Genomic DNA, 20135 nt, shown 5'->3' with positions numbered 1-20135 from the left:
CGCCAGCCTGGCGCGAAGCCGTCCGCAGCATCTTCGCCGCCGCGCAAAGCTGTGCAATAGTGACGGGACCGATCCGTCCCCACCCTGTCGCATGCTCCCGTCCCGCTGCCGCCCGCGATTCGCCCGCCCGCCTGCCGGAGCCGGCCAACGCCCAACCGTGAAAAATTTCCGTTTGTGGCCTGGGCCGCGCTGTGTGCAAAATTGCCTTGTCCCATCTGCCGCCGGCCAGCCATGACACTCGCCCCGCCTCCGCCGCCCAAGGCTTGCCGGTGTTAAGCGCCATCTGCAGCGCGCTGCTGGAATTGACGCTGGCCGCTGCGCCACCGCCGCAGCCGCTGCGGCCACTGATGCTGGACGCGCCCGCGCAAGCGCTGGAACGCGGCCAGGCACTGCTGTCCCGGCCCGGCCTGGGCATCGCCGAGCGCGAAAGCCTGCTGCGCGACATGGCCACTGCGGCGCTGCTGCTGAACGGCGAACAGGCCAGCCGCATCGCCGCGCAACTGGAGTCGCTGGGGCGCGACCAGCACAGCGCTACTGCAATGGCCCTGGCCGACGTGGTGCGCGCCCATGTGCGCATGGAGGGCGACGACATCGAGTCCGGGCTTGCCCTGGCCAACGCCGCCACCCTGGCCCTGCGCCGGCTGGAGCATCCGTACTGGAGCGCCGTCGCCGAACTGGAAACCTGCGACGTACTGCTGACCGCCGCCCGCGCCGGCCCGGCCCGGCCGTATTGCGAACGCGCGCATACCGCCTGGCAGCAGCTCGACGACCGCTACGCCCTGGCGCGCAGCGAAAACCTGCTGCAATGGGCGCTGGGAGCCACCGGCGAGACCGCCGCAGCGCTGGCGCTGGCGCTGTCTGCGCGCAAGCACTACGAAGCGCTGGGCAGCAAAGGCGGCGTCGCCATGATGGACGACAACGCCGGCGCGCTGTATCTCGCCCTGGGCCAGCCACAGACCGCGCTGGCGGCGTCGCGCCGCGCCCTGGCCTACGAACTGGCCAACGGCAAGGCCGCCCACGCGATTTCCTCGCGCCGCAATATCGCCAAGGCGCTGGCCGCCCTGGGCCAGCACGCGGAAGCCCTGCGCGAACTGGCCGCGGCCCTGGCCGAGGCACGCCGGCTGGAGCTGGGCCGCATCAGCGCGCAGTTGCTCGCCACCCAGGCCGAAGTGGCCGAAGCTGCCGGCCAGCTGCCGCTGGCGCTGTATGCCACGCGCGAGCTGATCCAGCTCAACGCGCGCCTGTCCAGCCGCGAAGTGGAACGCGCCGTGGCCGAGCTCGATGCACGCTACGGCGCACAGACGCGCGAAGCCGAGATCCGCGGTCTGCGCCAGGCCGGCGAGCTGCAGAGCGCCCACCTGCGCGCCGCCGAAGCCGACCGCAGCAGCGAACAGGCGCGGGCGCGCTTCTATTCGCTGGCATTGATCGCCGCACTCAGCGTCGGCCTGCTGCTGGCCGCGTTGATCACCTTGCGCCTGCGCTGGCTCAAGCAGCTCAATACGGCGCTCAACCAGGTCAATCGCACGCGTGCCGACATGCTGGCGATGGCGGCCCACGAAGTGCGCAACCCGATTGCAGCAATCAGCGGCCTGATCGACCTGTCGCTGCAGCGCGTACACGACAAGCGCGCACGCAACCTGCTGGAAACCGCGCGCGCCACCTCGGCCGGCCTGGTACGCACGGCCGAGGACTATCTCGACCATGCCCGCCTCGCCCTCGACCGGGTCGACCTGCGCGACGAGCCGTTCGATCTGCCGCCGCTGCTCAACCAGGTTGCCAGCCTGTACCGGCCAGAGCTGAGCGGGCGGCCGATACGGCTCAAGCTGGTCGCCAGCGAAAACCTGCCCCTGCGCGTCTGCGGCGACGCGGCGCGGCTGCAGCAAGTGCTGGTCAACCTGCTCGGCAACGCGGTCAAGTTCACCAGCGCCGGCGAAATCCGCCTGCATGCCGAAGCGCAGAGCGGCGGCCGGGTACGCTTCGCCATCGCCGATTCCGGCCCCGGCATCCTGGCGCAGGAGGTCGAACGCCTGCTGCAGCCGTTCGAACGCGGCGCCGGCCGCACCCGCCGCGGCGCCGGCCTGGGCCTGTCCATCGCCAACCAGCTGGTACAGATCATGGGCGGCGAGCTGGCCATCGAAAGCCAGCCCGGCGTCGGCAGCTGTTTTTCCTTCACCCTGCCGCTGCCGCCTGGGCCACCGGAATCCACGGTGGAGCTGCCGCCGCCGGTGCGCGGCCGGGTACTGCTGGTCGACGACGACAGCGCCATCCGCGAGCTGCTCAGTGCACAATTGGACATGTTGGGGATTGAACACCGCGTTGCCGCCGACATCGCCGCGGCGCTGTCCATCTGGCGCGAATTCGCACCGGAGACCTTGCTGGTCGACCTGCACCTCGACGGCGAAAACGGCATCGACCTGATCCGCCAGATCCGCATCGAATGCGGCAGCCGCCGGCCGCCGCGCTGCCTCATCCACAGCGCCTCGCCACCCGACGGCCCGCACGACCGGCCGCCGGTGGAGTGGAACATCGAATGGGTCAGGAAGCCGATGCCGCTGCGCGACCTCGGCCGCCTGCTGGGCGGTGAAGCAGCGGCGACGCCGACGGCGGTCGTCGCCTAGATCTGCAGCTCCGCTGGCGAGTGGCGCAGGAATACTGCGTATCGCCGGGCCGGCACCTTGCGGCGCAATTCGCTGCGCTCATCGCGCCCTACGGCGGCGCCTTGCGTCCGCGGCTGGCGGGAATCGCAGGGTGCGATGAGCAACGCGAATGGCACCATCGGGCGGCCCGTGCTGCGGCGGCGCCACAGCCCAGGCCTCAAGGCTTGGCGTCGGCCACGCGCACCGGCACAGGAACATTGCACAGTTCCACCTTGCCGGCCTGGTACAGATACCAGTCGTCGTGGCGGTTGCGGCGCGATTCCACCAGCGCGGTAAACGTCGGCGTGTCGGTACGCAGCAGTTCCAGCCTGCTGCGCTGCGCCTCGGGCACTTCGCTGCCCAGGCGCAGCGTCTTCAGCGCCACGCGCTGCTCGGGTTTCTCGTAGAAACCCAGTGCACCGCTGCCGCGCGGCAAGGCAGCCAGCAGTTCCATGCCCTGCACCACCCGCCCGACCAGGGTAACGTTGCGGTCCAGGTGCCGCGGCGAATGCCCCAGCACCACGTACAGCTCGGCGCCGTTGCCGCTGTCGGACGCGGTATCGCGGCCGACGCCGACCATGCCATAGCAATGCGCCATCCAGGTCTGCCCGGCCTTGGCATCGCGTGCAACCGGAAAACCGTTCGACCAGCCCACCTGCGGTGCGTATACATCGCCGTCGGGCAGCGGCGTAAATGCCTGCCTGGCAATGGCCTGGGAAAATTCGCCGGGCAGCGAGCGCTTCGCCTCGCCGAAGGGCCGGGCCTTTTCTTTCTCGCCCGAATCCGGATCGCCCCATTGCACGACGTAGTTGTCATGCACGCGCAGGATCGCCAGTCCGTCGAAATAATGCTGACGCAGCAGCGTCTTGATGTTCGCCACGTGCGCCGGCGCGTAGTCGGGGGCCAATTCGATCAGCACGCGGCCTGCGGCGAAATCGAGATAGACGGTGTTGTCCGGATCGAGCTTGCGCCAGTCCGCCGGTTTGCTTGCGGCCAGCACTTCGCTCATGGTTTTGGGCTTGGACTCCTTCTCTGCCGCGCCTACGTGCGGAGCGCAGAGGAACAGCAGGCTGGCCGCGGCAATGGTGCTGAACAGACGATGTGGCATCGATTCCTCCGCAAGTGGACAAGGCATTGCGACCAAGCGTAACGCATCGCGCAACGGCTGCTGCGCTTCCCGCCGCACCAACAAATGACGCCGCACCCTGTGAGCTGCCACCGCAGGCATTGGGTGTTTCGACAGTGGCGCGCGCCCTGAGATTGGGCGGCGCTATTGTCGTCTTCGCTCTGCCTCCCCGCGGAGCAAAGCGCGACCGCACCGGCGAGCGACGGATCGTTCGCCACCGCGCGTCGCGCCGCTGAGCGCCGCCGCCACGCCGCGACGGCACAGGTTCCATCATCCCCTGGAGTTACCCATGCAATCACTACGCAGTCCGTTCGCACGACTTGGCGTCGGCAGCCTGCTGGCCATGGCTGTCACCGCCGCGTTCGCACAGTCCAACAGTGGATTCGAAACACCCGTCCTCGCCAACGGCGTCTTCAACTACACGCCATCGGGCGCCAGCTGGACCTTCACCGGTTCGGCCGGCCTGGCCGCACCGAACAGCGGCTTCACCACAGGCGCACCGGAAGTACCGGAGCTGCGCCAGGTCGGCTTCATCCAGAATACCGGCAGCCTGCAGCAGACCGTATCCCTGAGCCCCGGCGCCGTGCTGTCGTTCATGGCAACCCAGCGCAACGGCTATCCCGACAACCAGGAACTGCAGGTTCTGGTCAATGGCGTCGTGCAGAACTTCAAGCTCGGGGCCACTGGCGGCCGCGTCACGGTCGACCGCGTCAAGCCGGCCCGCGGCTACTACGAAACCTACGCCGTGCGCCTCGCCTCGGTCACTGCCACTGGCAACTACACAATCACCATCAAAGGCCTGAAGACCACGGGCGATGCAACGGCGCTGATCGACAGCGTCGCCGTCAGCACGCCGGCGAGCAAGGCCTACGGTTTCTGGGACCAGGGCCTCGTGTCGGCTGCCTGGCGCAGCGACCTTCCGACGGCCACGCCGTCGTTTGCCACCGGCCCGTGCATCTCCGTGGGCAGCACGATCCCGAACGTGACGGCTGGACCTACGCCCGTCGGCAACGCCACCACACCGGCCGACTGCTATGGCGGACCAGGTGGTCCGAGCTATCCCGTGTATACGCAGTCCAACTGGTCGGCCTCCGGCTATACCGCCGGCTCGGGCGCGCCGCACTGGGTCGCGGCGCTCAACAGCGAAACCGTCGCCCTGCCCGGCTGCGGCTCCGGTCCGCCGAATCAAAGCCTGCCGAACGTACCGGCCGGCAATCCCGGCGCGAGCGTGCTGGTCACTAGCGTGACCGCAGCGTCAGACCCCGCCATCGGCAACAGAAAAGTGGCGAATCTCCTCTACAACCACGATGCGACGCAGGCCAACGTCTGCATTCCGTACATCTCGTTCGGCGCCAGTTCGGCGCACGGCAATGCCAAGCCGATCGCCATCGCCACGCTGGCCGATACTACGCACCGGCCGAGAATCGCGTTCAAGGAAATGGTCACCGCCACCGACGGCACGTCGCACGCAGTCGCCTGGGTGTCGTTCTGGATCAGCGGATGGAATGACAATATCCGCCGTCTTGTACAAATCCAGTTGGGCAAGCAGGCGCATCTCGGCGACAAGTTCGCCAACTCGCAGATCTGGAACTGGAACGTGATCGACTCGTACTACTACCCGGGTGCCTACACCCACCATAACAATGTCACCCGGGTCAATACGAACTGTAACCTCGGCTTGCCACAGGTCTCGTTCACTAATACCTATGTCGGTAGCGGTCATTCGCCCAGCTCGATCACCGCGTACGACATCGACCTCTACAGCCTGATGACTTGCGTCGCCAACTCCGGCGCCTTCGACGGCCAGCCGTCGCAATTGCCCGATCCCATGGTCATTTCCGGCGTGGAATGGGCGATGGAACAGGTACAGGCTCCGCCGCAGCACCAGGGCGATTGGCCGCCGTCGCACAACGCCATCGGCATCTTCGACATGCGCGTGCAGTAAATCGCAGCGAGAGTCGCAATTGAAAAAGCCCGCACCTCACGGTGCGGGCTTTCCGCTCGCCGAGGCGATGGCGGGTTTAGAACTTCATCGCCAGGCGCGCAAAATACGAGGTGCCGTTGAGACCGAACTGCACGCTGTCATAAATATGACCATTGTCGGTTTCGTCCGCATTCTGCTTGTCGGGGAACTGGTCGAAGATATTCGCCGCGCCCAGGGTCACCTTGATCTTGTCGGTGAACGCATACGTCACGCTGGCATCAGCCGAGGTCTTGGCACCGTAGTTCAGGAACACCGGCGGGCCGGAGAACGAACCCAGGGTCTGCGAACCGAAGTGCACGATCTTGAACATCGTGTCCCACTTGCCGATGGAATAGTCGAACGTCAGCGTGGCCTTGGTGCTGGGCGCGCCGTCTTCGATGAAGCGGCGTTCGCGATCGGACAGGAAGGTGTCCGCGCCGCCTTCGAACGACAAGGGCAGCGGCACGTTGAGCTTGGTGATCTCGGTCTTGCCGTGGTTCAGCGCGAAATACGTGGTCAGCTCGCCGTCGCCCAATTCAGTGTTGTGCGAAATGGTCAGGTCGATACCGGTCGTGCGCGTGTCCACGGCATTGGCGAAGAACGCCGCCGCACCGACACCCTCGGCTTCCAGCAGTTCGCGCAGCTCGTCGCTGATGCTGGGGCTGTCCACAGCGAACTGCCCCGACAGCACGACGCGATCGTCGATGTCGATGCGGTAGCCGTCCAGGGTCACGCTGAGGTTGTCCAGCGGATTCCAGGCAAAGCCCAGGGTGAAGCTGGTGGCCTTCTCTTCCCGCAGCAGGTCGATGCCGGCCGCGTTGGCCACTTCGCTGCCATTGCGCGCCAGCAGGATGTCCAGCGGATCGCCGCCGACGAACTCGGTATAGGTGGACTGGAAATCGCGCTGCTGCAGCGACGGCGCGCGGAAACCGGTACTGGCCGAACCGCGCAGCAGGAAGGTGTCGGTGAGGCGGAACGACGAGGTCAGCTTGCCCGTGGTGGTCTTGCCGAAATCGTCGTAGTCCTCGAAGCGCGCGGCGACGCCGGTCATGAAGCGGTCGGTCCAGTTCAGCTCCACGTCGGCATAGGCAGCCCAGCTGGTGCGGCTGGAATCGGTCTCGTCCGCCGGCTGGAAGCCCGGATAGCCCTGGCTTCCGGCATTGCCGCCGCCGGGGCCGTCGTAGTCGTCCCAGGAGCCGCGTTCGCCGGCGAAGATTTCATAGTTCTCGCGGCGGCGTTCAAGGCCGAAGGCGACGTTGGTGCCGGCCAGCACGCTGTCGAGGTAACGCGAGAAATCCACATTGGTGGTGTACTGGGTGAACGCGTAGCCGCCCGCATCGAACTTGTTCGGGCTGAGGCCGCGGCCGCCGCCGAGCAGGTCGGCGTTGGCGATGGAGGCATTCAAGGTGTTGCTGATGTTGTTCAACAGCTCGTTGTAGCCATAGGCCTGCGACACGTCAGCACGCCACTGGCCGATATTGCCCCAGACGCCGACGATCAGGGTGCGGTCTTCGATGTCGCCGTTGATGAATGGAACAAATCCATTCGGATACATGGCCTCAGAGTTGCGCGACGGAATGTCGTCGCTGCCGATGCCGCCGCGGCCGAACGCACCGGAAGAGGCGTAGCGGTCCTGGTAGCCGCCACTGAAGTACAGATGAGCCACCTCGCCCAGCGGCACTTCGCCGTTGAGGAACAAGGTGCGGTTGTCCATCTTGGTATCGCCGATGGTGCGCGGGCTGCCGCGCGGCTCGGAACGGTCGGAACGGCCGCGCTTGAGGTACTCGCCGGTCAGCGCGATGGCACCGCCGTTGGCCAGTTCGAAACCGCAATAGGCCGAAGCCAGGGTGTTTTCGCCGTCGCCGCGGGAATACTGGCCGAAGCCCAGCACGCTTTCGCAGCCCGGCGTCTTCTTCAGTGCAATGTTGATCACGCCGGCGATCGCGTCGGAACCGTACTGCGCCGCAGCACCATCGCGCAGAATTTCCACGCGTTCGATCGCCAGCACCGGCACGGTATTGAAGTCGGTACCGGTATTGCCGCGGTTGCGCGCACCGAAAATATTCACAATGGCCGCCTGGTGCTGGCGCTTGCCGTTGAGCAGGACCAGGGTCTGGTCCGAGCCCAGGCCACGCAGCATGGCCGAATCGACCAGGTCGGCATTGTCGGCGCCGGTCTGGCGAGTGGAGTTGAACGACGGCGCGATGAACTGCAGCGACTGGGCGAGATCGAATTGAGCACTCTGCTCGGCGATCTTTTCCATCGGCACGATATCGACGGGTACCGGCGTTTCAGCTTCCGAGGAACGTCCGTAGCGGCGCGAACCGACGACGGAAATCGCTTCCAGCTCCTGCGCATCGCCACCAGCCTTGCTGCCGTCCTGTGCCGCTTCCGCTTCGGCCGTTTCCGCGGCCCGTACCGCCGGCACGGCCAGCACGCTGACGCAGCCAAATGCGCCGGCCGCCCACAGCGCCGTCCACAAACGTGATTTCCCCATGATCCCCACTCCTCCGATTGTTAAAACTTCCTTAGCTTACCGTGATGATTGGCGAACGTGTAAACCCCGCCGCCGCAAAACGCGGCGCCGGTCACCGTTCCGCTTGGCGATAGGATCAAATCCCCACAAAAATGCAGTCGCGGCAAAGCCTTGTCGGCGCTTTGCAGGCCAGGGCCGGTTAAAACATCCCAGACCCAGCCGCGATCAATGCAAAGCCGATGAGGCATGGGGACATGACGTGGCGTTTCTCGAATCGAGAGAAGATCCGACGGAATACATTGAGTCGGCGGAGCCGCCGGAACGAAACCGAGATCCAGCGCCAATTGCCGCGCTTCTTTGCCTTCATAGGCCCGCGCCATCCACAGAGGGATCGGACAGGGGCGTGCGGTCCAGCCAGCGCAACAGCTCTCTGCCTTCGGGCGCGCCATGCGCCTGAACCAGTGCAAGGCCGAACGCTATGGCCGTCCGAGCCTTCGCGGCAACCCGATGAATCCCTGTGTTCTGCCCGCCTCCTCCCTGCGCGCAGTTTTGCGCGGGGAGTACTCGACAGCAACAGTGCTAGCACGCCCCGGCAGGTATCAGTAAGAACACGTTAATCGCTACAGCCCCTGCTTCCGCGCCCACAAAGCTGGACTATGCTTCGCCGACACAGTGATCTTCAGGGGATGACTAATGTCGGCTAAGCATTCTGTTTCGCGTTCGCGCCGCGGTACCCTCGGCGCCAAAATCATCATCGCGCTGGCCTTGTCCAGCTGCAGTACCTTCAGCCACGCCAACCGCGCCGACCTCGATCTTGCCTTCGGCGTCGACGGTGTCGTGCGCCTCGCGGTAAGCAACGGCGGGTTCAACGATGTGCTCGTACAGCCCGACGGCCGCATCGTCGCCGCGGGCATGAGCGGCACAGACTGGCTGGTTGCGCGCTTCAACAGCGACGGCAGCCTCGATAGCGGTTTTGGCAACGGCGGCGTACGCACGGTGACGCCGCCGGCGACGGTGCCCTCCAAAGCACAGGCGGTGACGCTGGACTCCAGCGGTCGCGTGATGGTTGCCGGCGGCCGCTTTGTCGTGCGTCTTGATACCAGCGGAAATCTCGACCCGAGTTACGGCACGGGTGGCATCTATACGCCGCCACTCGGCCCCGACCACCTGGGGCTGACTATCAGCGACATCATTGTTTCCAGCGACGGCGGTTTCCTGCTTTCGTGCATCGTGGCCGCCTATTATGTGTCGGGCCCCCAGGTGGGGCCGAACATTTCGGCGCTGAAGCTGACCTCTGCCGGGGTCGTCGACACCAGTTTCGGCGTCGCCGGATATGCGCTCCAGATCGCTAACTCCCAGCGTATTCGGAACGAGACGTATGCCGTTGCGGAGTGGAACGGAAACATCTACGTCGCCGGCGGCACCTCATCGAGTACGTTTACCTACAACACGGCTGAACTGATTCGTTTCACTGCCGCTGGCGCCGTTGATACGACCTTTGGCAACAACGGCATTTTGGTTCCATTCCCGACGGTTTCCTGGGATCCGAACAACGCGGTTACCGAGATCGCCATGCAGCCGCCATTCGGGCTGATCGCTGCTGGAGCCGGCGCCATAACCCCCTCGTTGTTTGATGCGACGAGGGTCGGGCGCATCACCGCCGCCGGCCAGGTCGATGCCGGCTTCGTCGACGCCGGTATCGTGCGGCAGCCTCTCCCGCTGGTGTCGGGCCTGCTGGTCGACGGGGACAGCCGCGTCGTCATCGCAAGCACGACGCCGACGGCACCGATCGTCGCCAGCCTGCTGCCCAACGGCGCCAGCGATCCGGATTTCGGCACGGCGGGTCAGCGCAATGTTCCATTCGATGGCCAGCCCGCAACCGCGCTCGCGCTTCAAGCCGACGGCAAGTACCTGCTCGCGGGCGGTGAGGGTTCGAGCGTGGCCTATCTCGCGCGGCTGCACGGAACGGCGGTGTTTCCGCCGGAAGTGACCACCACGCCGCCGGCCGGAACCACCCTCTCCGCCAGCGGCGGTGCGCCCGGAGTGACGCAGTCGCTGGGCGCCATCCAGTTCGTCAATAGCGGCGGCGGCGATCTGATCGTCAGCGGCTGCACGGCCAGTGCAGGTTTCAGCGCCGGCGCATCGTTCCCGCTGACCGTCACGCAGGCCGCCCCGCAGAACGTCGCTGTCGCCTGCCAGATGCCGGCAGCGCCGCTGACGACGGTGTCGGGCACGCTGACCTGCAATACCAACGACGGTGATGAGCCGCAGGTCACCTTTGCGCTGCAATGCACTTCAGGTACCGGCGCGCCCGGCGCTACCGCCATTCCCACGCTGGCCGCAGGCGCAAAGTGGCTGCTGGGCGGATTGCTCACGCTGCTGGCCGTGGTGATGATGCGGCGGCCGCTCGCGGCGCGGGGCGCCAAAGCACGATAACGGCGAAGGACATCGCCTTTCGCGAACGGCGATGCGTGCGGAGCGCTGGAACCTGATCAGCCGCGAGGCGGTGTTCCTCGTCGCTGGCGGCGCGCAGGGCGTGGTGACACTAATGGTGCCCGGCACTCCATGCGCGAAACCAGACGCGAGTTCGCCCGTGGGAATACGTCCGCGAACTCACCAGTGACGGAACGCGGTTGAACGTCTGTTGCGCCGGCGCAAAGGATTGCGCCGGAGGTTCTCCCGATTCGACAAGCTCCAGGTCATGTTCCCGGGCTTCATCGGCTTTGCGTCGATCGAAGATGGGCCTCGAATGTGTTGACAGGCCCTAGACGTGGTGGGAGATGAAGGCAAACAGCAGCGCGCCGGCACCGGCACCGACAGCCAGCCCCAGGCACAGGCGGAACCACGCGCTCTTGCGCAGGCGCACTGCGATCTGCTCGCCCGAACCCCGGTAGATGCGCGTAGCGCCGGCCCAGGCCGGTGGCGGCACCAGCGCGCGACGTTCTGCGCAAAAGTAACCAAATACACAAACCTGCGTGTGTGCCCGCAGTACGTGCAGGGCATAGCTGCAGCGCGCCCAGTCGACGTCCTGCGGCGCGATGCGGCCGACATCGCTGCGGTAGCTGCCGTCGGCATCGTCCCAGCGCTGCAGCAATTCGTCGGCTGCTTGGCGGCGGTCGAGGAAGGTCGTCGTGCGCACGTAGTGCTGTACCGCAGCCTCGCCGACAGCGCCGCTGGCGGTGCTCTCCGCATCGAGTTCCGGCACCGTCAGCAGGCGGAAATAGCCGGCGGCACTGGCGATGGTGCACGGCGCCAGGCCGACGCCGTCGAACAGCGTGCTGATGGTGCGGTGACGCTGCCCTGCACCGCTGTCGTGGATCACGCGATAGTGATAGGCAATGCACTCGCCAGCGTCGAACGGCGCCTGCAGTAGCTCGCCCTGCGCCTGCAAGGTGCCGACGATCACCGCGCCCGCGCCGTCGGCGGGAACACGGCCGGCCAGCGCCGCACGCAATGCCCACCACTCGCGCAGGCTGCGCAGTGCCGCAAACAGCAGTGCCAGCGCAATCCAGGCCAGCAGACCGGCCATGGCCGCTATACCGAGCGTCTGCGGAAAACCCAGCCCGTAGCCGTAACGCAGACCCAGCACGATCGCCACGGCCGACAGCAGCCAGCCGCCGAGCGCGTACAAGCAACCGAAGGCGACACGTTTCATGCCTTTTCCTGCAGCGCGTCACGGTCGATGCGCGAGGTGCGCCGCGTATCGTCCATGCACAGGTATACCGTCAGCGACAGCGCAATACAGGCCGTTACATACCAGTAGTAACCCGACTCCATGCCCTGGGTCTTGAACCAGATGGCGAGCATTTCCGCGGTGCCGCCGAAAATCGACACGGTCAGCGCATACGGCAGACCGACGCCGAGCGCACGAATCTCCACCGGAAACAGCTCGGCCTTGACCACGGCATTGATCGCCGTATAGCCGCTGATCGCCGTCAGCGCCAGCAGGATCAGACCGAAGGCTTCGACCGCGCTGACGCCCGGCCCCAGCGCGCCGAACAGGGGCACCGTGCCGAAGGTGCCCAGCACGCCGAAGGCGATCAGCAGCGGACGCCGGCCGATGCGATCGGACAAGGCGCCGACCAGCGGCTGCAGCAGCATGAACACGAACAGCGTGGCGGCCGATACCGCCGTCGCCGTGTCCTTGCTCATGCCGGCGCTGATGACCAGATACTTCTGCATGTAGGTGGAAAAGGTATAAAAAGCCAAAGTGCCGCCCAGGGTCAGGCCAACCACGGTCAGCAGCGCGCGCGGATGCGCCAGCAGCTCGCACAGGCGGTGGCGCGCGCGGTTGCTGCCAGACTGCTGGCGGAACGCCTCGGTCTCCAGCATGCTGCGACGCAGGTACAGCGAAACCAGCGCCGCCAGCGCGCCGACGGCGAAGGGAATGCGCCAGCCCCAGTCGTGCAGCTGTTCGCTGGTCAGCACAAAGCGCTGCAGCAGAATCAGCACCGCCAGCGCCAGCAGCTGGCCCATGATCAGGGTGACGTACTGGAAGCTGGACCAGAAGCCACGATGCTCGCGGCTGGCCATTTCGCTGAGATACGTCGCCGACGCACCGTATTCGCCGCCGACACTCAAGCCCTGCAACAGCCGTGCTAGCAGCAACAGCACCGGTGCGGCCACCCCGATCTGCGCATAGCCCGGCGTCAGCGCGATCAGCAGCGAACCGCCGCACATCATCAGCACCGACAGCACCAGCGCCGCCTTGCGGCCGTGACGGTCGGCATATTCGCCCAGCAGCCAGGCGCCCAGCGGCCGCATCAGAAAACCGACGGCGAACACCGCAGCGGTATTCAGCAGCTGCGCCGCCTGGTCGCCGGCGGGGAAAAACACCGGCGCGAAGTACAGGGCGAACGCGGTATACACGTACCAGTCGTACCACTCGACCAGGTTGCCGACCGAGCCGCTGAAGATCGAGCGCAGGCGTTGCGCCGCTGTCATGGCTGGGGATTCTTGCTGCGCTGCGGCCACGGGCAGGTTTCCGGGAGGAATTCATGCAAGGGTGCATGGCGGCAGCGCGGGGTGCAATGAGCAAGGCGGTTTGCGCGGGCGGAATCTTCGCGCACGCTGGCAGGTCGAGGATGGCGACGGTGCAATTCGCGGACGCTCATCGCACCCTACGAAACGCACCCTGCGAAAAGCGGACGGCGCCGTGGCAGGGCGCCGATGAGCGTAGCGAATTGCGCCGCACGCCCCTCCCGGCGGCCACACCGTACCGACACCGCCACACCGATTGCCTGTCGTGCGTGCGAGACCCGCCATGCGCCACTGCGCCCTAGGCAATCCGCTGTTCGTAGTCTTTTTCCAGCTGCGTATGCCGGCGCCAGAAGCCCTCGGGTTCGCGCGCTTCCAGCCGCGCCGCAAGGATGTCCAGGTGGGTATGCCAGCCGGCAGCGACACTGAGCCTGGCGTCGCGCTGGCCGAGGCGGCTGTGGGTGACGACCAATAGCACCTTCTTGCCGCGCGGTGTCAGCTCGAAGCGCACTTCGGACGGATCGGCCAAGCCCTCGCCCCAGGTATAACCCAGCAGATGCATGGGTTCGCAGACGGTGATGCGGCCGTGCATGCTCCCTTCGCAGCCCTGGTCGCGGTATTTCTCCGGCGGCGCCTCGTCATTCCCGGTCAATGCGGAATTGTGGAAGATGTGCTCTACCCTGCCGCCGGCGCGCAACTGCATCTCGCCGGCAGCCAGCCACTGGCCGCGCAACGGCGAATCGGTCAGGTAGGCCCAGACCCGCTCCAGCGGTCCGGGCAACAGGCGTTCCGCACGCAGGCTGTCGACCGTCGTGGCGACGAGGTAATCGCTCATGGCTTTCTCCTTTTTTTTGCAGGGGAGTGCCGCGCGGATTTCGCTGCCGCGCGGTCTTCGGCTTCGAGCAGCGACTGCAGCACGTCCAGCCGCTGGTTCCAGAACTGCTCGTAGTAGCGCATCCACTCCACGCCCGCATGCAGCGGCCGCGCGTCGAGGCTGCACAAGTGAGTGCGGCCCTGCACGCTGCGCTGGACCAGGCCGGCGGCCTCCAGCACTTTCAGGTGCTTGGATACGCCGGCCAGGGTCAGCGCGAACGGCGCCGCGAGTTCACCGACGCTTTGCGGCTGTTGCGACAGCCGGCGCAGCAGGGAACGGCGCGTAGGGTCGGCCAAGGCGTGGAATACGGCATCGAGCTGGGGCGAGCTATCTTCAACCATGTGGTTGAATATGCCGTCGCCACACGCGACTGTCAACCGGATGGTTGACTATTTTCCGGGGCGGGTCCGACGCCGGGGAGTTGCGCAGCTGTCGAGCGCTGTTCAACAGGGGATTTGTCGTGGGCTTTCTGGCGGGCTGGCACCTCGATGCCCGGGGCAGGCCGTGCCGCTTGGCCCGTTCAACGCGCTGGATGCGCCCGGCAACCTGCCCCGGCCCATGTTTCGTTTTTGCCATTTTCTTTCGGGCACAATGGCCGCCCGGCGCTGTCCACATTGCGTTACCGGCAATCCACGAGTTCGCCACCCGCCGTTATGTCCAATTCCACTTTTCAACGAGTCCGCCATCTGTTCGACATCCTGGTCGAACTGACGCCGGCGCAGCGCCTGGCCGATCTGGAAGCACGCAGCGATCTCGACGCGCCGACACGGCAGCTGCTGCATCAGCTGCTGCAGCTGGATGCCGATACCGCCTCGCTGACTGCTGCACCCGCCCTCGTTGCTGCACACCGTGCCGCACGCGACTGGATCGGCTATCGCGTCGGTGCCTATGCCATCACGGCAAAACTCGGCGAAGGCGGCATGGGCAGCGTGTTTCGCGCGCAGCGCGTTGTCGGCAATATCGACCAGCAGGTGGCGATCAAGATCGCCCACCGCGAACTGTTGAACGAAAGCAGCCTGGCCCGGCTGCGCCTGGAACGCCAGGTGCTGGCCCTGCTGCAACATCCGAACATTGCCGCCATGTACGACCTGGGCGAGCTGGACGACGGCACGCCGTATATCGTGATGGAGTACGTCCAGGCCCTGCCGCTGCCCGACTACGTTGCGCACAACGGCACCGGCCTGCGCGAACGGCTGCAGCTGTTCCTGCAGCTCTGCGACGCGGTGGCCTACGCGCACCGCAACCTGATCGTGCATCGCGACATCAAGCCGGCCAACGTGCTGGTGACCGACACCGGCCAGCCCAAGCTGCTGGACTTCGGCATTGCCAAGCCGCTGCAGCACCGCCTGGGTTCGGTCGAGATCGAGCAGACCCATGCCGCGCAGCGCTATTTCTCGCTGCGCAATGTCGCACCGGAACAACTGCGCGGCGAAACCGTCACGGTCACCTGCGACGTCTACGGCCTGGGCACGGTGCTGTACGAATTGCTCTGCGGCCATCCGCTGTACGACCTGGAAGGACTGAACCTGACCGAGGTCGAGCAGCGCATCAGCCAGGACGACCCGCCCCCGCCCAGCCGGCGCGCCGCCGCCAGCAACGCCGCGCTGCTGCCCTGGCAGCGTACGCTGGCGCCCGACCTCGATGCCATCGCACTGTTCGCGCTGCGCCGCGATCCTCAGGCGCGATACGCCAGCGTCGACGCACTGGCAGCCGATCTGCACCGCTATCTGCACGGCTATCCCGTCGCCGCACGGCAGGGTTCGCGCCTCTACCATGCCGGCCGCTTCCTGCGCCGGCATCGCGTGGCGCTGGCAACCAGCGCGCTGTTTGTCGCCGTGATCGCGGTCGCAGGTACGCTGTGGCTGCGCCAGTATATTTCTGCCCAGGCCGAGCGCGAGCGCGCCGAGAACGTCACCCACATCATCATCGACGCACTCGCCGCCGTGCAGCCGGCAAGAGCACGTGACCAGGAAATCAGCGCGCGCGAAGTGTTCGAACAGGTCGGCAGCATCGCCTTGTCCTCGTCGCTGGATAACCAGCCGGCTACGCGCACGCAGCTGGCCGCCGCCGTCGCGCGCATCTACCTGCAACTGGGCCTGCCGCGCGAAGCGCTCACCCTGATCGAGCGCATCGAAGGCGATATACCGCAAGCCTCCGACAAGGTGCGCTTCGAACTGGAAACCGCCCGCGCCCAGGCACAGCTGGAACTCGGCCGCGTCTGGCAGGTGCGAGCTGCGCTGCAGACCCATGCGGAAACTGCGCGCACCGCCCCCGAACGCCTGCAATGGCGGCTACTCGAAGCCGGTGTACATATCAACCGCGGCGAGTTCGACCAGGCGCTGGCGCTGTTGCAGACCGTCGCCGCCGCCGATTCCGGTGCGGCGCAGATGACCCGCTCTGCCGCACGGCGGCTACTGCCGCAAGTGCTGCTGCGCCTGGGCCGGCGCGACGAAGCCCAGGCCAGCGCCCGCGAACTGCTCAGCGAACACCGCAGCCTGTATGGCGATACGCATCCGGAACTGCTGGCTACGCTGAACGATGTGCTGAGCATCATGCTGGACCTGGACAACTACGCCGACGCCGCCGGCCTCGCCGCGGAAACCATGACCATGAGCCGGCATCTGTACGGCGAAAACAGCCTGATCTACACCAAATCACTGAGCAAGCATGCGACCGCGCTGGCCGAGCTGGGGCAACTCGATCGCGCCCTCGACGAAGCCCGCTCCAGCCTGCAGAAAATCCGCGCGCTGAGGGGCGAGAATGCACCGGTCACGGCCAGCTACCACTACTATCTCGCGCTGATTCTGGAACGCCGCGGCGACAGCAATGCAGCCCTGGAACACTTCGCCGCGGCAGCGCGCATCGGCGAGGCGAGCATGAGCGAACACAGCGACGCGCTGTATCAGATCCGCTTCAAGCTCGCGGCCGCACAACTGCAGCACGACCAGCCCGCCGCTGCAGGCAAGAGCATCGACAGCGCCCTGGCCATGGCCGAGCGCTATCCCCTGGTCGACAAACCCGATCTGGGCGCGGTGGCGCAACTGATCCGCGCCCTCGCCGACAACCGCCTGCAGCCCTCTGCGGCCTACGCCGCTGCCGTCGAACACAGCACAGCCACGGCCCAGGCCGAAGCCCGCGGGCTGCTGGCCCGGCGCACGCTTGCAGCCCTGGTGCCCACGCCGCGACCGGATACGGTCGCGGCGCCGCGGTGAATCACACGATGCGGCACCTGCAGCGGGTGACGCCAATGCAGCGAATGGCAGCATCAGCCCAGCGAAGTACACGCCGGCACCTCCCCCGCAGAAGCTGAGACAAAGCGCGCTAGCGCGGCACCGGATGAAGGCTCGTCATTGCGCCACCGGGCATGCGTCATCAGCCGGAGACGCTAACATCGCTACCTGTCGAGGCCTTCATGCCAAAGAATTCACCGCCCACCGCGCCACTGCCGAATCGGCAGCTAGCCCAATCGTTTGCCAAGCTGCTGCAGAAGGCTCTGAGCCTGGAACTGGACGTAGTGCTTGAAGCGCTGGCAAAAGTAGCTGCACAAATAAAGTCCGCCGCCGCACTGGCCCAGGCCGATCTGGACGAAGCGCCTGCTCCGCCAGCACAGGCCGGCATAGCCGGGCCGGCCGAATGGGCACAGTTGCAGACATCGCTGCAGCAGTGCCAACAGGATTGGAACAACGGAAGTGCCGCCACTCTCGATTCCGGCTTGCTGGCAAAAAAGCTGGATACCGCATCGATTTACCTCACGAGCGCGGGCGAAAGCCACCCACACATCGCGGCAAGCGTGATCGGCGATGCCCACGAAAAAATAGCTAAGACGCAGATTTATCTGGCATCGAAATTTCTGACCGACAAGGACAACCGGGCAGAAAGCGTGAGGGCCGCACGAACGTTTCTTGCGGCGCTGAAAAACTGGATCGACGTCAGCAGCCAGAACGAGGTGGTAGACCTGGCCATCGAGCTGCGCAGCATCGACGCCGATTGGAGCAAAGAATCGCGCTACTCGGTCGACACCGTGCTCAGGCAACTGTCCCTGGCCGTGCCCTTGCGTGAATCGCTGCATCAGCTTGCACTGGCTGAAATCGAGTGCGAAAACGCTCGCAAGACCGTTGTCATCTGGCGGGCCCAGCTGGAGACCCTGCTTGCGGTCGAAAACCGATCGGCGACGGCTGCCAGCAGCACCGCGCGGGCAATACTGGATCGGCAACACGAGCGACGCAGCTACAGGAAAAAGGAATTCGCCGACTTGATACAGCGTCTGCGCAAGCAGTTCCTGCAGAAAGCCGAGATCGACGCAGACCTGATGGGACCGCTGTCCGTCGACAATACCGAGGAAGCAGCGAGAAACCTCAAAAATGCCGCAGGCAGCTGGCGACGCGCCAACAAAGAACTCGACCAGCACGCGCAACGCATGAGCCTCGCCCCGCTGTCGTCGGCGACGTCGTTCCAGCAATGGCGCGACAGTCGCAACGAAATTCTCGGGGCCATCGAGAAACGATTCGACCAGGCCGCAAAAACCCTGTCGGCGCTTCGCGCTGTAGACAACCAGCTGACACAATTTCTGCAACTGGAGGCAACACTCAGGGAAAATGAATCACCGATCATAAAACTTATAAGAATTTACAAAAAATCAAAAAGCAAGCACAAAAAACAGCGTGCGTATGGCCAAGCCGATGGTTTGTCGCTCTGCGACATACTGCGCGATGAAATGACGCGCCTTGAAGCGGCTCACGCCGCCCTGCCGGTAATGCCGGCTGACTGGAGCAAGCCGGCCAGCCACGCATTGATGCTGTTTATCGCCGGCGCGCTTACCTATGTATTGTTCGGTGCCGTTCTGTTGAGGCAGCCGCTGTGGAATGTATTCGGCGTGGGCGATGCGACTGACCTGGTGTTTCATCCGGCCTACATCTTCGGACTGGCGCTGTTGGTCATCTGGACCAGCCTCGCTGCACGAGACGTGCCCAGGAAACACGCCGACCGCGCGTTGAACCGGTTGAAGCAGGCCCGTCGCGGCGAACCGCACGTTTCCGCTGTAAAAACACCGCTGATGCAGTTCAGCAAAAGTATCGCCATTGCCCAGTTCTGCGCATTGGCCGTCGTCACTGCCGGGGTTTGTGTGGGCTGGCTGATCGCCAGCCGCTACGGCGGGATGGCCTACGCCGAAGCGCCCCGGGTGGAGTGCCGGAAAAATACTCGCGTCTATGCATTCTCCAGAGGGTTCGTCGCTGTAGGCCCGAGCCCGCTTGAAAACTACCTCGTCTACACCAAAGATCCTGCCGCCTCTCTCTGCGGCAGGAAACTGCGAGACAGGGAAATGGAAGGAACGCCGAAAAGCACATTCAAACTACCCAAAGCTCTCACCGATTCGCTGTCCGCCCTTTCGGAATTGAAATGGTTGAACGCCCTCGGTGACATGAGCGTCGCACTAAAAGACGGCGGCCTGCAGCTAAAAGACAGCAGCACAGCACTGACGGACAGCGCGAAAGCACTCAGGGATGTCGCCACCGCACTTGGCAAGATCGCCGACACATTGAGTTCGCCCACGACGGCCACGACCTCGCTGCGCATCTCCGCATCGGTACAGGAACTCAAACAATGCCAGCAAAATCCGGATTCGCCGAACTGCATATTTCGCCCCCTGACACTTGCAGTCGCCGAGATGGACAAGAAGATAAAGGTGCTGTCAGACGGAATGCCTAGCGTGAAAGAAGCGACCAAAGCAACGGAAACGAACACGAAAATTCTGTCCGGTGTCAACAATAACATTGAGGATATGCTAGCAGAGTGGCGCGAAGCGAAAGCGCGAAATTTCTTTACCTTCCTCCGCGACAAAGCGGTGGGCAACAAGCAAAAAGCAACGTCACCGACAGTCCCTCGACATGAAACGGAGAGCAAACCCTGAAAAACAAGGGCGGACCGGCTTGGCCCTGTGCAGCAAAAGCGCCGAGCCGCAAAACCGGCCTCGCGGCGGACTCACCGTTTCTAGCAGGCTGTTGAGAAACCAGTTTCCGCAGGCACAATGATAGGCGCCATCAATAACGGGTTAGCGAACAGCAATGCGCACAGCAGACGTCCAG

12 protein-coding genes are annotated in these 20135 nt (G+C 65.1%); 5 read left to right on the top strand and 7 right to left on the bottom strand.

The window, feature by feature from the left end:
* Positions 1 to 269 precede the first annotated feature (269 nt).
* Complete coding sequence (locus DFR29_RS10830; protein ID WP_133818623.1) at positions 270 to 2618, top strand: hybrid sensor histidine kinase/response regulator; 2349 nt, start codon at positions 270 to 272, stop codon at positions 2616 to 2618.
* Between the two features lie 196 nt (positions 2619 to 2814).
* On the opposite strand, the gene DFR29_RS10825 is transcribed toward DFR29_RS10830, so the two are convergent.
* Positions 2815 to 3744, bottom strand: coding sequence for a peptidylprolyl isomerase (locus tag DFR29_RS10825; protein ID WP_133818622.1), 930 nt, complete (start codon positions 3742 to 3744; stop codon positions 2815 to 2817).
* A gap of 307 nt (positions 3745 to 4051) precedes the next feature.
* On the opposite strand from DFR29_RS10825, the gene DFR29_RS10820 reads away from it, so the two are divergent.
* On the top strand, positions 4052 to 5707 hold the full coding sequence (locus tag DFR29_RS10820; protein WP_133818621.1) for a hypothetical protein: 1656 nt from the start codon (positions 4052 to 4054) through the stop codon (positions 5705 to 5707).
* A gap of 76 nt (positions 5708 to 5783) precedes the next feature.
* On the opposite strand, the gene DFR29_RS10815 is transcribed toward DFR29_RS10820, so the two are convergent.
* Together DFR29_RS10815 and DFR29_RS30500 are read right to left on the bottom strand one after the other, a co-directional pair.
* Entirely contained in the window at positions 5784 to 8222 is a 2439-nt protein-coding gene (locus tag DFR29_RS10815; protein ID WP_133818620.1) for a TonB-dependent receptor plug domain-containing protein, read from the bottom strand.
* Between the two features lie 20 nt (positions 8223 to 8242).
* Positions 8243 to 8581: a hypothetical protein gene (locus tag DFR29_RS30500; RefSeq protein WP_133818619.1), complete on the bottom strand. Its 339-nt coding sequence runs from the start codon at positions 8579 to 8581 to the stop codon at positions 8243 to 8245.
* A gap of 313 nt (positions 8582 to 8894) precedes the next feature.
* Between DFR29_RS30500 and DFR29_RS10805 the strand changes: the two genes are divergently transcribed.
* Positions 8895 to 10637 (top strand): delta-60 repeat domain-containing protein, encoded by a 1743-nt coding sequence (locus tag DFR29_RS10805; protein ID WP_133818618.1) that lies wholly within the window; start codon positions 8895 to 8897, stop codon positions 10635 to 10637.
* A 328-nt stretch (positions 10638 to 10965) separates the two neighbouring features.
* Here DFR29_RS10805 and DFR29_RS10800 read toward each other — a convergent pair whose 3' ends face one another.
* From DFR29_RS10800 to DFR29_RS10785, 4 genes are all read right to left on the bottom strand, one after another.
* On the bottom strand, positions 10966 to 11856 hold the full coding sequence (locus DFR29_RS10800) for a hypothetical protein (RefSeq protein WP_133818617.1): 891 nt from the start codon (positions 11854 to 11856) through the stop codon (positions 10966 to 10968).
* Positions 11853 to 13145, bottom strand: coding sequence for an MFS transporter (locus tag DFR29_RS10795; protein WP_133818616.1), 1293 nt, complete (start codon positions 13143 to 13145; stop codon positions 11853 to 11855). The genes DFR29_RS10800 and DFR29_RS10795 overlap by 4 nt, the downstream gene beginning before the upstream one ends.
* Positions 13146 to 13479: 334 nt before the next feature.
* Positions 13480 to 14013 carry an SRPBCC family protein gene (locus DFR29_RS10790; protein ID WP_133818615.1) on the bottom strand — a complete coding sequence of 178 codons (534 nt, stop codon included), beginning with the start codon at positions 14011 to 14013 and terminating at the stop codon, positions 13480 to 13482.
* Positions 14010 to 14393, bottom strand: a complete 384-nt coding sequence (locus tag DFR29_RS10785; RefSeq protein ID WP_208113572.1) for an ArsR/SmtB family transcription factor — start codon at positions 14391 to 14393, stop codon at positions 14010 to 14012. Before DFR29_RS10785 ends, DFR29_RS10790 begins: the two co-directional genes overlap by 4 nt.
* A 312-nt stretch (positions 14394 to 14705) precedes the next feature.
* Between DFR29_RS10785 and DFR29_RS10780 the strand changes: the two genes are divergently transcribed.
* Both DFR29_RS10780 and DFR29_RS10775 read left to right on the top strand, forming a co-directional pair.
* Positions 14706 to 17264 carry a serine/threonine-protein kinase gene (locus tag DFR29_RS10780; protein ID WP_166654019.1) on the top strand — a complete coding sequence of 853 codons (2559 nt, stop codon included), beginning with the start codon at positions 14706 to 14708 and terminating at the stop codon, positions 17262 to 17264.
* 200 nt (positions 17265 to 17464) lie between these two features.
* Positions 17465 to 19960: a hypothetical protein gene (locus DFR29_RS10775; RefSeq protein ID WP_133818613.1), complete on the top strand. Its 2496-nt coding sequence runs from the start codon at positions 17465 to 17467 to the stop codon at positions 19958 to 19960.
* The last annotated feature ends 175 nt before the right edge of the window (positions 19961 to 20135 follow it).

Origin of the sequence: Tahibacter aquaticus (genome assembly GCF_004363655.1) — a bacterium.
GTDB lineage: Bacteria > Pseudomonadota > Gammaproteobacteria > Xanthomonadales > Rhodanobacteraceae > Tahibacter > Tahibacter aquaticus.
The sequence above is the reverse complement of the archived record's forward strand: the minus strand, read 5'-3'. Positions and strand labels throughout refer to the sequence as shown.

What these genes read in the sequence shown, in the direction of transcription:
- DFR29_RS10825 (WP_133818622.1), bottom strand. Translation starts at nt 3,744, where the DNA reads ATGCCACATCGTCTGTTCAGCACCATTGCCGCGGCCAGCCTGCTGTTC.
- DFR29_RS10820 (WP_133818621.1), top strand. Translation starts at nt 4,052, where the DNA reads ATGCAATCACTACGCAGTCCGTTCGCACGACTTGGCGTCGGCAGCCTG.
- DFR29_RS10815 (WP_133818620.1), bottom strand. Translation starts at nt 8,222, where the DNA reads ATGGGGAAATCACGTTTGTGGACGGCGCTGTGGGCGGCCGGCGCATTT.
- DFR29_RS30500 (WP_133818619.1), bottom strand. Translation starts at nt 8,581, where the DNA reads ATGGCGCGGGCCTATGAAGGCAAAGAAGCGCGGCAATTGGCGCTGGAT.
- DFR29_RS10805 (WP_133818618.1), top strand. Translation starts at nt 8,895, where the DNA reads ATGTCGGCTAAGCATTCTGTTTCGCGTTCGCGCCGCGGTACCCTCGGC.
- DFR29_RS10800 (WP_133818617.1), bottom strand. Translation starts at nt 11,856, where the DNA reads ATGAAACGTGTCGCCTTCGGTTGCTTGTACGCGCTCGGCGGCTGGCTG.
- DFR29_RS10795 (WP_133818616.1), bottom strand. Translation starts at nt 13,145, where the DNA reads ATGACAGCGGCGCAACGCCTGCGCTCGATCTTCAGCGGCTCGGTCGGC.
- DFR29_RS10790 (WP_133818615.1), bottom strand. Translation starts at nt 14,013, where the DNA reads ATGAGCGATTACCTCGTCGCCACGACGGTCGACAGCCTGCGTGCGGAA.
- DFR29_RS10785 (WP_208113572.1), bottom strand. Translation starts at nt 14,393, where the DNA reads ATGGTTGAAGATAGCTCGCCCCAGCTCGATGCCGTATTCCACGCCTTG.
- DFR29_RS10780 (WP_166654019.1), top strand. Translation starts at nt 14,706, where the DNA reads ATGTCCAATTCCACTTTTCAACGAGTCCGCCATCTGTTCGACATCCTG.
- DFR29_RS10775 (WP_133818613.1), top strand. Translation starts at nt 17,465, where the DNA reads ATGCCAAAGAATTCACCGCCCACCGCGCCACTGCCGAATCGGCAGCTA.